11 protein-coding genes are annotated in these 13,798 nt (G+C 37.8%); 5 read left to right on the forward strand and 6 right to left on the reverse strand.

Annotated features, from left to right (window positions below; all coding sequences use genetic code 11):
- Positions 1–303: 303 nt before the first annotated feature.
- Both dnaE and O7776_RS14415 read right to left on the reverse strand, forming a co-directional pair.
- Complete coding sequence (gene dnaE / locus O7776_RS14410) at positions 304–3,339, reverse strand: DNA polymerase III subunit alpha (protein ID WP_274307715.1); 3,036 nt, start codon at positions 3,337–3,339, stop codon at positions 304–306.
- A gap of 170 nt (positions 3,340–3,509) precedes the next feature.
- On the reverse strand, positions 3,510–4,451 hold the full coding sequence (locus O7776_RS14415; protein WP_274307716.1) for a DHH family phosphoesterase: 942 nt from the start codon (positions 4,449–4,451) through the stop codon (positions 3,510–3,512).
- A 93-nt stretch (positions 4,452–4,544) separates the two neighbouring features.
- On the opposite strand from O7776_RS14415, the gene O7776_RS14420 reads away from it, so the two are divergent.
- Entirely contained in the window at positions 4,545–4,856 is a 312-nt protein-coding gene (locus tag O7776_RS14420; RefSeq protein WP_241369446.1) for a YtpI family protein, read from the forward strand.
- A 243-nt stretch (positions 4,857–5,099) separates the two neighbouring features.
- Here the strand turns inward: O7776_RS14420 and O7776_RS14425 are convergent, their stop codons facing one another.
- Complete coding sequence (locus O7776_RS14425; protein WP_274307717.1) at positions 5,100–6,407, reverse strand: DRTGG domain-containing protein; 1,308 nt, start codon at positions 6,405–6,407, stop codon at positions 5,100–5,102.
- 181 nt (positions 6,408–6,588) lie between these two features.
- Positions 6,589–7,269 carry a metal-dependent hydrolase gene (locus O7776_RS14430; RefSeq protein WP_274307718.1) on the reverse strand — a complete coding sequence of 227 codons (681 nt, stop codon included), beginning with the start codon at positions 7,267–7,269 and terminating at the stop codon, positions 6,589–6,591.
- Between the two features lie 130 nt (positions 7,270–7,399).
- Between O7776_RS14430 and O7776_RS14435 the strand changes: the two genes are divergently transcribed.
- From O7776_RS14435 to O7776_RS14445, 3 genes are all read left to right on the forward strand, one after another.
- Entirely contained in the window at positions 7,400–8,488 is a 1,089-nt protein-coding gene (locus O7776_RS14435; protein WP_274307719.1) for a M24 family metallopeptidase, read from the forward strand.
- Positions 8,489–8,882: 394 nt separating this feature from the next.
- Positions 8,883–9,782: a ferrochelatase gene (locus tag O7776_RS14440; protein WP_274307720.1), complete on the forward strand. Its 900-nt coding sequence runs from the start codon at positions 8,883–8,885 to the stop codon at positions 9,780–9,782.
- 184 nt (positions 9,783–9,966) lie between these two features.
- Complete coding sequence (locus tag O7776_RS14445; protein ID WP_274307721.1) at positions 9,967–10,734, forward strand: SH3 domain-containing protein; 768 nt, start codon at positions 9,967–9,969, stop codon at positions 10,732–10,734.
- A 79-nt stretch (positions 10,735–10,813) separates the two neighbouring features.
- On the opposite strand, the gene ald is transcribed toward O7776_RS14445, so the two are convergent.
- Positions 10,814–11,950 carry an alanine dehydrogenase gene (ald, locus tag O7776_RS14450; protein WP_274307722.1) on the reverse strand — a complete coding sequence of 379 codons (1,137 nt, stop codon included), beginning with the start codon at positions 11,948–11,950 and terminating at the stop codon, positions 10,814–10,816.
- A gap of 329 nt (positions 11,951–12,279) precedes the next feature.
- Between ald and O7776_RS14455 the strand changes: the two genes are divergently transcribed.
- Complete coding sequence (locus tag O7776_RS14455) at positions 12,280–12,726, forward strand: universal stress protein (protein WP_241369453.1); 447 nt, start codon at positions 12,280–12,282, stop codon at positions 12,724–12,726.
- A 102-nt stretch (positions 12,727–12,828) separates the two neighbouring features.
- Here O7776_RS14455 and O7776_RS14460 read toward each other — a convergent pair whose 3' ends face one another.
- Complete coding sequence (locus O7776_RS14460; RefSeq protein ID WP_274307723.1) at positions 12,829–13,770, reverse strand: class I SAM-dependent methyltransferase; 942 nt, start codon at positions 13,768–13,770, stop codon at positions 12,829–12,831.
- Positions 13,771–13,798: the final 28 nt, after the last annotated feature.

The raw sequence follows: 13,798 nt of genomic DNA on the forward strand, positions 1-13,798 counted from the left end.
GATTTTTTTCAAGTTCACCTGAAAAACTCCTCTAAAAAATCTGTGACATCCGCCGGGGGCTTAACTTGATTCAGTGGGGGTTTGAACCTCCACTGAATCAAGTTAAAAGTGGTCTGACCAGTTTCACTATAATTAAGAATACAAAATGTTTTTATCATTGTAAAGAAATATTCGCTATCTTTTCAATTCACCATAAAGATATTTATGTATAACACATAAATTTTACGATTTTTCGACCAATATTTTTTACTTCAGAAAAAAAAGCGCTTCTAGTATACACTAGAAAACGCTCTATATTATTATTCATTTAATAGTAATTTGCTTTACTTTTATTTGTGCTTTGTTAAATCTCCGTTCCAAAAAGCCCTCTACATATAGTAATGTATCTTCGTTTAACTGGCCGACAACTTGTTCATATTCTTTTGGAAATAGCGTGCAAATTACCGCACCAAATTCATCTTCAATCGTTACAAATGCCATCAGTTCACCACGCTTCGTACGCAATTGACGAAACTCGCTGACAATACCAATGATGCGAATATAACTATTATCCTTCAATGTCTGCAATGATTGAACATTGGCGTTCGTCTGCTGAAATTGAGGACGCATACGGATAATTGGATGATCCGATAAATAAAAGCCTAGCACTTCTTTTTCATATTGTAGTTTTTCTTTTTCAGGAACATTGGACATTTCGACATACTTTGGTTTACCAAATGCCATGAAATCAGCTTGCTTTTGAGCACCCTCAATAGTAGCAAGTAGTGTAGCACGGTCTTTCCCAAATTCATCAAGTGCGCCTGCTTTAATAAGCGGCTCAACTACTTTACGTTGAAAATGCGTGCTTGTTAATGATACAGCCAAATCAAAGATTGTCTCAAACCGCTGTTGTTGCTCATCTCGCACTTTCAATAATTGTTGTAAAAATGGTTGTGAAACTCCTTTAATAGCAGATAAGCTAAAACGAATCTTACCATTTTCCACTTTAAAATGACGTACGCTTCGATTGATCGATGGCGGTAATATTTCAATTCCATTTGCTTTAGCTTCCATTAAAATTTGCATCAGTTTATCGCTATTCCCAGTTGCATTTGTTAATAATGCTGCATAGAAATTGACAGGGAAATTCGCCTTTAAATACGCCATTTGGTATGAAATGATACTATACGCAACCGCGTGACTCTTCGGGAATCCATAATCAGCAAAGCGCACAATTAATTCATAAACTTCGTGCGCCACTTGCTCTGTGTATCCTTTAGAAAGCGAACCTTTTACAAATGCTGCGCGTTGTTCTTCTAGCGCTTCCCGTTTTTTCTTACTTACCGCACGTCGCAGAATATCAGCTTGACCAATCGTAAAGCCCGCCATGACATTTGCGATACGCATAATTTGTTCCTGATAAATAATAACACCGTACGTTTCTTGTAAAATGGAAGTTAAATCAGGATGAGGCATACTGACAGGCTCTAGATGATGCTTACGATTTGCATAGACAGGGATAAATTGCATTGGACCTGGTCGATAGAGCGCATTAACTGCAACGATGTCTAAAAAATGCGTAGGCTTTATATCACGGAGTGCACCTTTCATACCGTCAGACTCTAACTGGAATATCCCAACCGTATCCCCCCTCTGCAACAATTCAAACGTTTTCGCATCGTTTAATGGAATCTGATTGAAATCTAGTTCGATTTGATGAGTATACAGAATCGACTTTCGAATTTGATCTAAAATTGTTAAATTTCTAAGACCTAAAAAATCAATTTTCAGTAACCCGGTTTGCTCAACTTCAAGCATTGGCCACTGTGTTAAATAGATATCATCATGCCCTTGTTCGATCGGTACAACATCGACAAGTGGTACAGGGCTTAGTACAACACCGGCCGCATGTGTTGACGCATTACGAGGCAACCCTTCTAATCTTAGTGCCGTTTGAAACCATTTATGTCGAATTGGCTCAGTGTCCATCCATTTACGTAAGTTTTCAGAATTTGCATAGGCTTCTTGTAGTGTAATACCTGGCTTGTTTGGAATAAGCTTTGATATCATTTCAAGTGTTTCTGAATTAAAGTTAAACATTCGTGCGACATCACGCGCGACAGCTTTTGCGGATAAAGTCCCAAATGTAATAATTTGTGCAACATATTGCTTTCCGTATTTACTCGCTACATACTCAATAACTTCCTGTCGACGTGTATCTAAAAAGTCGATATCAATATCCGGCAATGTAACACGCTCCACATTTAAAAAGCGTTCAAACAGTAAATCATACTGTAGTGGATCTACTTGTGTAATTTCTAGCGCGTATGCGATGAGTGATGAAGCAGATGAACCACGACCTGGCCCTGTTAAAATTTGTTGTTCACGAGCAAAGCGCATAAAGTCGGCAACAATTAAAAAATAATCCGAGTAACCCATCGATTGAATGACTTGTAGCTCATAATCAATACGTTCTACATATTGCTTTGGTAATATTTCCGTTTGTAATCGCTTTTGTAAGCCAGCCTGCACTTCTTGCTTTAATACATCTGCAGCTGTTTGCCCTTCCATAAGCGGAAACTTTGGCATATACACTTGATTTAGGTTAATTTCCACATGACAGCTTAATAATAATTTTTCAGTTGCATCTAACCACATTTGCTTATCTGAAAAGCGAGCATTCCAATCTTGGGCTGTTAATACATAGCTGTCATGCTTTTGTTCATGATTTCGGTCATTCAACTTTACACCTGTTTCAATCGATTGTGCGACTTCATAGGCAAATGCGTCTTGTTCATACATATACAAACTTTCATGTGTAGCAATTACACGCAGTTGATGTTGCTGTGCTAGCTCCTCTGCCTGAACTTCAAATGGATGCACGCCATTTGCACGTGTAATCCCTATGTAAAGGTTTGCCTTATTTGCTTGAATAAGAGCATGTAAGGATTTTTGTGCTTCTGGCTGTAACCAGGCTTGTTGATTAGCAAATGGTAAGAGAACAAATGCGATGTCCTGACAATAGGCAACAAGCCAACGTAGTGGAATGTTTTGTTGTGGACGAATTGCAATACTACTCGCTATTTTCAATAAATTTTGGTAGCCTTTATTTGTTTTCGCATAGAGCACAAGCGGTAGTGTTTCATCCTCTGTTCGTTCAAGCTCAATCGTTAAGCCGGCCACTGGATGAATGCCAGCCTTTTTTAGTTGAAACATAAAAGGCAAAAGCCCATACAATTTTGAGTTAACAATTGCACAGCTTTTTGCCTGTTGTTGTTGTAAAAAAGGGATGAGCTCATTGATACGAATTGTACTTTTCAATAAATCGGCACTCGTCCGTATTTGTGGATATACCGTCATCGTTCATCCCTCCTGAATTAATCCCGTATTAAGGGCCCGTAAGACGCCCACATCAAACTAGCAATTGATGGAAACAGCTAAGTGGGCGATCCACTGTACCTATAAGTCCGATTGGTGAAAGCTAATGCTCTGTGGGGATGAGCAACACCCCCTCCGAGCAAAGTTTCACTTTATGCGTTTTGACAAATTTCCTTTAAATCGACAATAACTTGTTCTACTTCTTCCCAAGAATGTGCCGTTGCACCTGAAGCAAGTGGATGACCTCCACCGTTGTACTTTTTCGCTAACCCGTTAATCACCGGCCCTTTTGAGCGTAAGCGTACACGGATTGTGTCATTTTCTTCGATAAACATCACCCATGCACGAATGTTTTTCACATTGCCTAATGAGCCGACTAATAACGATGTTTCAGATGGTGTTGCATCAAATTGCTCTAACACTTCTGTTGGTAATTTAATGTAAGCCATACCGTTTTCGTCCATCATAAAGTGTTGATAAATATAACCTTGTAAATTTAGTAGCTTGCGTTCCATTTCATACATACCATCAAAGACTTGGTTACGATCAAAATCATACTGAATAAGTTGTCCCGCTGTTTCAAATGTTTTTGCACTCGCACTCGGGAACAAGAAACGTCCTGTATCTCCGACAATGCCTGCAAATAAGAGACGTGCCGATGCGTCAGACATTTGCCAGTTTGCGTAGTCTTTAGCTTCTTCATATAATTCATAAATCATTTCACTACAAGAGCTTGCATTCGTATCAATCCATAAAAGATTACCGTATGCGTCATCATTAGGATGGTGGTCAATTTTAATAAGGAAATCACCCATTGTGTAACGTTGATCATCAATACGTTCTGTGTTTGCTGTGTCTGTTGCAATAATTAATGCCCCTTCAAAAACAGCATCATCAATTTGCTCTGGATGTGCTAAAAATGAAAGGGACTCGTCATGCTCTCCAACTGTGTAGACCTTTTTTTCTGGGTAATTGGCGCGAATTAGTTCTGCTAAACCCATTTGGGAACCATAGGCATCTGGGTCTGGACGTACGTGCCGATGCACTATAATTGTTTCATATTGTTTAATTTTGTCAATAATTTGACGCTTCACAAAGTTTCCCCCTAATACATAGTGAATACCTATCGCAATTCCCTGAAAAAGCCGTTACAATATTTAGTAGTTTTTGTAAATGGGAGGTTCACTATGGTTTATTTAAATTTCTTGTTAGTAGCTGGTATTATTGCATCTCTTGTTTTTTATTTTTATTTCAAAACAAAGCAGTTCCGTTCGACGTTGCCAATTCGTACGAAATGGTATAAGGCCAAATCAGGTATTGCACTCGCTGCATTTATCATTTTCTTTGGGTTCAATGCAACGATTCTTTATCCTGATCTGATTGGCTATATTGTAGCGGTTGTATTTTTAATTATTGGTATCAGTCTTGGTACGAATAACTACAAACGTATGCGTCACGAAGGGCGTTTCATTCAAGAGGAATACGAATTAAATAAATAATGGATGGGCCACTATTTTTTATAGTGGCCTTTTCATTTAGATAAGAAAAGCGCTAAAGCGCCCTACCAGCCCCGAGTGGGAAAAACGCCACGTCCATGTGGCATGCCCCCAATGACTCACATCGTGTGAGCCTCAGACATTGGAGAGCCCTCCTGCAAAAGTAAACACACCACCACTTTTGCAGGAGGGTTTGAAATGGCCCAGGGTCTGGCGCTTTAGCCTAGACACTTTAAAAAATAATTATTAGCGCTCTAATAGCTGGAATGTCATCATTGCTTTACCGACTAACAATCCCTTACTATATACTTCAAAGTCCATTTTTACGAATTTACGTGACATGTCCAAAATACGTGGTTGCACGGTTAATACACTCTCCATTTGTACAGGCTTGATGAAATAAATATTCATATTCTCTACAACTGCTTCACCACGTTTACGACGTTTTAATGCAAACGCCCCTACTTCTGATAATAAAGTTGTGAAAGCGCCGTATGAAATTGCACCGAATTGGTTCGTCATTTGCGGTGTAACCGTAAACTCGACAACGATATCATCTTCACCTGTAACACGCATTTCGTTTTTCACTAAATCATCAATCGTTTCGCCATGCTGTGGTTGACGTTGGGCAATTTGAATCGCCTTTAACACGTCTTGACGGCTAATAACACCACGCAATGAACCACCATCATCAATAACAGGTAATAGGTCGATTCCTTCCCAAATCATACGGTGACCTGCTGTTGCAACACTCGTTTTCATTGAGGCAGCAATTGGATTTTTCGTCATTACTTTTTCGATTGGCTCATCCTCGTCTTTTCCGATTACGTCTTTACTCGTAATCATTCCGACAAGTTTATTTTGTTGTGTGACAACCGGGAATGCACCGTGTGTTGTACGTAAATTTTGTTTGTGGAAATCGGCAATTGTGTCGGAATTTTTCAACACTGCCGTATCCTCGATTGGCACATACACATCTTCAATTAATAATATATCTTTTTTGATTAATTGGTCATAAATCGCACGGTTAATCATTGTTGCAACGGTAAATGTATCATAACTTGTTGAGATGATTGGTAAATCTAATTCATCAGCCAACTGCTTATTTCGCTCAGTCGAATCGAAGCCACCTGTAATTAATACAGCCGCGCCTGTTTTTAATGCGTATTCATGCGCTTGCGTACGGTTACCGACAATCAGTAAACTACCTGCATCCGTGTAGCGCATCATATCTTCTAGCTTCATCGCTCCTATTACGAATTTTGTTAAAGTTTTATGTAGACCTGATTTTCCACCTAAAACTTGACCATCAATAATATTCACGATTTCAGCAAATGTTAGACGCTCAATATTTTCCTTCTTTTTCTTTTCAATCCGAATGGTTCCGACACGTTCAATAGAGCTTACTAAGCGACGATTCTCCGCTTCCTTAATCGCTCGATAGGCAGTTCCCTCACTCACTTGCATTTCCTTTGCAATTTGACGAACAGAAATTTTATCTCCGACTGGTAGTGATTCAATATATTGTAATATTCTCTCGTGTTTTGTTGACAACTACATCACCTATTTTTCTTCATTCATTTCTAATATTAGTGTAACACATTTAATCATCGTAATTACACCAATTTCATTAGTACAGTTGTGAAACATTCGTTCAATTATTTGAAAATTGATAGTCGAGCAATTAAAAAAGCTGTCCAAGTAAGAACAAACCTACTGGACAGCTTTAAAATAGTTAAAGCTTTACCGACTCACCGGCTGATAATATTTGTACTTCCGCACCTTCTACAAGCTTCGCAAATTCATATGGATCTTGCTTAATTGGTGGGAATGTATTGTAATGGATTGGTACAACAATTTTTGGCTTTAACAATGATACAGCGTAGGCTGCATCTTCAGGCCCCATCGTAAAATTATCACCAATAGGTAAAAACGCTACATCAATCGGATGACGTTTCCCGATTAACTCCATATCTCCAAATAGCGCTGTATCTCCTGCATGGTAAATGGTCTTTCCTTCTGCTGTAAATAAAATTCCCGCTGGCATTCCTGTATAAATAATTTCGTTATTTTCTGTTACATAAGATGAGCCATGAAATGCTTGTGTAAACTTCACTTTGCCAAATTCAAACTGCCGTGCACCCCCAATATGCATATTGTGTACATTACAGCCTTGCCACCCTAAATAATCAGCTAGTTCGTATGGTGCTACAACAAGTGCATTGTTTTTCTTTGAAAGCTCTACCGTATCCCCTACGTGATCGTTATGACCATGTGTCAATAAAATAACATTAGGATTCTCGTTTTCAACTATTAAATCGGTTTGCCCATTTCCTTTAATAAATGGATCAATTAAAATGGTCGTTCCATTCGTTTCGATTTTTACGACGGAATGTCCGTGATAAGAAATTTGCATCTTATTACCTCCTCGATAAATTTCATCACCAATTCTATTCGTTATTTCTGCACATTTCCCCTTTTTTTGATATGCTAAATAAGCGAAAATAATAATTTTATTTTTATTCAAAATCAAAGGAGTATGTACTATGACAAAACTTAATGAATTGCAAGATTACTTATTGGCGCACAACATCGATGCGGCTTTTATTACAACGCCAGATAACGTATTTTATTTCTCAGGTTTCAATAGCGATCCACATGAGCGTTTACTTGGAATCATGGTATTTAAAGACTCAGAGCCATTTTTAATTTGTCCAAAAATGGAGATGCCAGATGTTGTAGCGGCTGGTTGGACATATGAGGTTGTAGGTCACGAAGATACAGAGAATGCATGGGATGTTGTGGCAAAAACAGTTGCATCACGCAAAACAGCATTCAATACACTTGCTATTGAAAAGTCTCATTTAACAGTTGAGCGTTACGAAGCTATACAAGAACGTTATGAAAACGTAACTTTCAAGGGCCTTGATGAAAAAATCAATGCGATGCGTATTTGTAAAGGCGAAGAAGAATTAGTAAAAATGCGTAAAGCTGCTGAACTTGCAGACTATGCAATTCAAGTTGGTTGTGATGCAATTGCTGAAGGTAAAACTGAAATGGACATTTTAAATGAAATCGAATCAGCTATTAAAGCGAAAGGCTATGCCATGAGCTTTGATACGATGGTACTTGCCGGTGAAAAAGCCGCTTCTCCACACGGAACACCAGGTGAAAGTAAAATCCAACATGGCGACCTTATTTTATTTGACCTTGGTGTTATTTATGAAGGCTATTGCTCAGATATCACGCGTACTGTCGCATTTGGTCAACCAGGTGAGGAGCAAATCAAAATTTATAATACCGTACGTGCTGCCAACGAAAGTGCAATTGCAGCCGTAAAACCCGGGGTACGCGCAATGGATTTAGATAAAATCGCACGTGATACAATTTCAGCAGCTGGTTATGGCGAGTATTTCACTCACCGCTTAGGGCATGGTCTTGGTATTTCAGTACATGAATTCCCTTCTATTAACGGCACAAATGAAATGGTCTTAAACGAAGGTACCGTTTTCACAATTGAACCAGGCGTATATAAAACAAATGTTGCTGGTGTTCGAATCGAAGACGATGTAGTTGTGACAAACACAGGGGTAGAAATATTAACAAAGTTTACGAAGGAATTAGTGATTCTTTAAGTTCCACGATCAACGGTGTGTCCGAAAATCGAGGCAAAATTTTAGTGGCCACCACTAAAAGCACCACACTTAGTGAATAATGAATACATTAGTAATGCACGGGGACGTCCTAGAAATATTTCTAGGACGTCCTTTTGCGCCGAGGATGGAAGTATTCATGAATGCGTTGTTACAGTATCCAACGTTTTTTACATTTATTCTTTACTTGCAACCACCGCCACAAGCGGATTATTATCATGTGAGGTGCGAGCATACTTTCTAAAAAGTTTCTACTTTTTGCACAGCTTCAATTCTTTATTCATGGACATATTTAATAATTACATTGCCGTTCATTTTTAAATATGTTTTAATAATGATAATCATTCTCAAAATTAAGAATAAAGGAGTTTATTCCATGATTGCTATTATCCATTACGCTTATGGCGCACCAAAATCGATAGATGATGTAGAAACGTTTTTCAGCCATATTTTAAAGGGGAAACAAGTTCCAGCACCAATGCTTGGGCAAATTCAAAATGCTTTTTTAAAGCCAGGTTTTCCTGACTTTATCGCATCAAGCACACAACGTATTGCACAAGGCTTAGAGCTGCTATTAAACGAAAAATTAGAGCAAGAAGTAAAGGTATATAATGCCTATAAACATACAAATCCATTTGTCCCTGAAGTGTTAACAACTGCCCTTCGTGAAGGAGCAACAACAATTGTCACATTGCCAATTAACGCGATTAGCTCAGCTTCTGGCGGTGGCGCTGTACATGCAGAAGTGGCGGCATTACTTGAAGGTCAAAATGTGCGCCATATCGCTCTTGATAACTGGCATACAGACGAAAACATTGTCGCTGTTTATGCAGATCGCGTAAGCCGTGCATTCTCTTGGCTACCAATTACAGTCCAAAATGATTCGCATGTATTGTTTACAGTACATAGCCAGCCGATTGATCCAGAGAAAAACGCAGCATATGTATCTCAATTTGAACAGTTAGCACAGGCAATTGTAAAAAAAGCAGGGTTCGAAAACTTTCATATTACATACCGTTCTTCAGGCGGTAAAGCGAACTGGTTAGCACCAGATGTAAAAGATAAAATTAAAGAATTACATGCGGCAGGTGTAACAGGCTTCGTTACTTGTGAACTTTTAGCATTAAGTGCAGATGTAGAATCCTATTCCGAGGTTGGCAAAGAGTGCCAAGACATATGTAAGGAATTAAACGTACCATTTAGCGTAGCAGAGTTCCCTAGCGACAGCTTCGATACAGTTGTAGCATTAGCTGAAATAGTTAAAAAAAATATTTGAATAAAACGCATTATTTTTGCGTAACCTATTACGAGTGATTAACGAGCATTATGCAGTTAATCACTCGTTTTTTGTTTTACAAAAGATATTTTTGATAAAAAAGTATTTTACAATATTTCACTCGTTTTTCATAGATAAAAAAAAGGAATAGTAAATTCATAACTTTCGAAAGGAATGGTGCATCATGAAAAAATGGACAATCATTACCATCTTTGTTTTACTTTTTTCTATCTTGCCAAACTCTCCTGTGGTACAACATACGGAAGCCGCTTCTACACAATACGTACAAGCAATAAACGATATTCTTTTACGTGATGCACCAAAGCAAACGGCAAACACGATATTGAATATTAAGACCAACTCAAAGGTAATTGTTCATTCCAAAAACAAAAATTGGGCATTTGTTGAGTATAATGGCAAGAAGGGCTATGTTCTCGCTTCCACCTTAACTACGAAAAAACCAAAGGCTATTGCAAAAGCGCCAATTATTACAACAGGCTTAATGCCGAAAGCAAATAGGAGTTATACGTATGAGCCTTCTTTTGAAGGACTTGAAAAAACAACCTACTATGCCTCTAAAAATGAGGCAATTTCAGATTCAATTGAATTACTGCAATCGGATTATATTGGATTTACGTATATCGAAAAATTTAATCAGCTCACATTTGGTGTTGCCTATTCAGACGTTTTTTTCTTTACACTTAGCTATCCAATAAAAGAAAAAGCTACCGTTCTGGATACCGATTACGACTATGATGGCTCAATGACAACAACAAAAGTCTTTGTAGAAAGTACATCTGCAACTTTATTAACTAAGGCCGGTACGTTTAATAATGTCGTAATATTAGCTTATCCGAATGGCACAAAGCTTTATTTTGCTAAAGATTATGGTATTATCCGCATTACAGATTTTGAAGGTAAGATTGTCACTGAACTCGTTTCTGTCGATTAAAAAACCATGTGAAAAACAGTATTGTCTAACAAAAAATCCGCCCTACTTTCATTTTTTGAAAGTGAGGCGGATTTTTCTATTATTTACTTAATCCTGTTAAAACGCCTAATACATCGTCAACTGCAACATAAGACAATTCTTGTGCATCTGCTACTGCGCGGTACACAACTTTACCATCAATTGTATTAACACCACGTTTTAGTGCTTCATTTTCTAAGCAAGCACGAATATAGCCTTTGTTCGCAATTTGTAATGCGTAAGGTACTGTGTTGTTAGTTAAAGCAATTGTCGACGTACGTGGTACTGCACCTGGCATATTTGCCACTGTATAATGCACAACTCCGTGTTTCACAAACGTTGGGTTGTCATGCGTCGTTACTTTTTCAGATGTCGCGAAGCATCCACCTTGGTCAATCGCAATATCGACGACAACAGAACCTGGAGACATCGCTTCAATCATTTCTTCCGTCACTAATTTTGGTGCTTTTGCGCCAGGAATTAGTACAGATCCAATGACTAAATCCGCAGAACTTACCGCATCCGCAATATTAAATGGATTAGAAATTAACGTTTGTACATCACGGCCAAAAATATCTTCTAATTGACGTAAACGCTCTGGGCTTAAGTCAATAATTGTCACATCTGCACCCATGCCTACTGCAACCTTAGCTGCATTTGTTCCAGCAATACCGCCTCCAATAACCGTTACTTTTCCTCGATGAACGCCTGATACACCACCTAATAAAATCCCTTTTCCGCCTGGTAATTTTTCTAAATAGTGTGCACCAATTTGTGTCGCCATACGTCCCGCTACTTCGCTCATTGGCGTCAGTAATGGTAAAGAACCATTTGGTAATTGCACCGTTTCATAAGCAATGCCGACTACTTTGTTTTCAAGTAATGCTTTTGTTAACTCTGGCTCAGGTGCTAAGTGTAAATATGTAAATAATATTAAGCCCTCACGGAAATATTTGTATTCGCTTTCCACTGGCTCTTTTACTTTTAACACCATGTCTGTATTCCAAGCTTCTACTGCTGAATCAACAATAGTAGCTCCTGCTAATAAATAATCATTATCTGTGAATGAAGAACCTAATCCAGCGCCAGTTTCAATATACACCTCGTGATTATTCGCAACTAATGATGATACCCCAGATGGCGTCATTGCCACTCGATTTTCATTGTTTTTAACTTCTTTTGGTACCCCGATTTTCATTGTGAATTCCTCCCTGTGAATCATATATTCTAATAATTCAAATCCATTCTACCAATTTTATCAAAAAAATAGTAGCTAATTTTTTAATATAAAATATTTTCGTAATAATCGGATTATAAGGAACTCCCTTTTTTCCCTAAAAATACTTTTCTAATATTGTAGTGAACATTATTTTTTAATAAAAACCGAATAATATTTCAACATTTTTAAGAATTATTTTACATATATGACCGAAAATATTATTAATAATCAGTTTTTTCAATGTTAGGTATTTCCAATCTTAAAACATTTGTTATAATAAAGCTATAGAAAACTAGGAGGTAATGAAAATGGCAAATCATTATAAAAGTATTGTAGTAGCAGTAGACGGATCAAAAGAAGCAGAATATGCATTCCGCAAATCGATCGATGTTGCAAAACGTAACGAAGGCGCGACAATTAACTTAGTTAACGTTATCGACACTCGTTCATTCGCAGCAATCGAAGCTTATGATCGTTCTATCGCTGAGCGTGCTCAACAACACTCTGAAGAACTATTAAACGGTTACAAAAAACAAGCAGAAGAAGCTGGCGTTGCTAACGTAAACTTAGTAATCGAATACGGTTCTCCAAAAAATATTATCACAAAAGAGCTTTCTAACGTAGTAGAAGCTGACTTAATCATCTGTGGTGCAACTGGTTTAAACGCTGTTGAACGTTTCTTAATCGGTTCTGTATCAGAAGCTATCGTACGTTCTGCAAAATGTGACGTATTAGTTATCCGTACTCCAGAGTGATTTTTTCATTCTTATAATTGAAAACGCCATCATTTTTATTTAATGATGGCGTTTTTTTATATTTTGGCTAAAATGCCAGCCCCATAGAGCTATACGAAAGCTTTAGCGCTTTTGATCATTTCCTTCACGCCACATACTTACTTTTTCAAAGAACATCGCAAGTGCTTCTCGGTTTGACATATTTGGCACTTTTGCCAATAATACTTCGCGTGGTGCTTTTAAATGCTCGCTTTGCTTTTGTAATATCAAAATACTTTTCTCATGCGCTTTCGATGCAAATAAATTTTCTGGTAATTGAATTACCGCTTGAATCCATGCATGACCTTTAATAAACTTGTGTAATTGCTTTGCTTGCTCTGATTCAAATAAATTAGCAGGAATTAAGAAGAATGCAAAGCCTCCATCTTTTGTATAATTTATGGATTGTTCAATAAATAAGTGGTGTGCATAGCTCATTCCTTCACTCGCACATAATTCAAAATCTAACGCTACTTCTTCATTTGGATAATACCCAACAGGTAGATCACAAATGACTGCATCTACTGGATCTACTAATAATTTTTCTAATGCATCTTGACGGAATAATGTCACAGGTTGCTCAATTAAATCACCTGTTGCTGCAGCAAGGCGTATTAATAAATCATCGACTTCAACACCTGTTGCTTCGACATTACCATTTAAAGCATTCATAACGGTAAATAGTAAATTCCCAGTGCCTAGAGCTGGATCAACTACTGAAATTGGTCCATGCTGTAATCGCTGTTCAAAGCATTGCTCTACAAAATGCGCCACAAGTAAGCCTAACGTGTCTGGTGTCATTTGGTGGTTAGGTTGTGCACTTTTACGCATGCCTTTTAAAATTGCAATTTGGATTGCTTTCCGCATATCTTCCTTAGTTGCGCCATCTACTTGCCACTCAAATTTACCGTCTAATGTATCTTCTAATGTCTGTAATAACGCTTCTAAATAATCAAGCCCGTTTGCTTCTACCAATTTTTCTGCATATTCATTGACATATTTAAAAATCTGTTCAAATTTTTCCATCGTATTAAAACCCCTCTTACTATTTTAG

Source organism: Solibacillus daqui (genome assembly GCF_028747805.1).
Classification (GTDB): Bacteria; Bacillota; Bacilli; order Bacillales_A; family Planococcaceae; genus Solibacillus; species Solibacillus daqui.

Excerpts from the sequence above, each read along its gene's own strand:
- dnaE (WP_274307715.1), bottom strand. The coding sequence starts at position 3,339 with ATGACGGTATATCCACAAATACGGACGAGTGCCGATTTATTGAAAAGT.
- O7776_RS14420 (WP_241369446.1), top strand. The coding sequence starts at position 4,545 with ATGGTTTATTTAAATTTCTTGTTAGTAGCTGGTATTATTGCATCTCTT.
- O7776_RS14430 (WP_274307718.1), bottom strand. The coding sequence starts at position 7,269 with ATGCAAATTTCTTATCACGGACATTCCGTCGTAAAAATCGAAACGAAT.
- O7776_RS14435 (WP_274307719.1), top strand. The coding sequence starts at position 7,400 with ATGACAAAACTTAATGAATTGCAAGATTACTTATTGGCGCACAACATC.
- O7776_RS14440 (WP_274307720.1), top strand. The coding sequence starts at position 8,883 with ATGATTGCTATTATCCATTACGCTTATGGCGCACCAAAATCGATAGAT.
- O7776_RS14445 (WP_274307721.1), top strand. The coding sequence starts at position 9,967 with ATGAAAAAATGGACAATCATTACCATCTTTGTTTTACTTTTTTCTATC.
- ald (WP_274307722.1), bottom strand. The coding sequence starts at position 11,950 with ATGAAAATCGGGGTACCAAAAGAAGTTAAAAACAATGAAAATCGAGTG.
- O7776_RS14455 (WP_241369453.1), top strand. The coding sequence starts at position 12,280 with ATGGCAAATCATTATAAAAGTATTGTAGTAGCAGTAGACGGATCAAAA.
- O7776_RS14460 (WP_274307723.1), bottom strand. The coding sequence starts at position 13,770 with ATGGAAAAATTTGAACAGATTTTTAAATATGTCAATGAATATGCAGAA.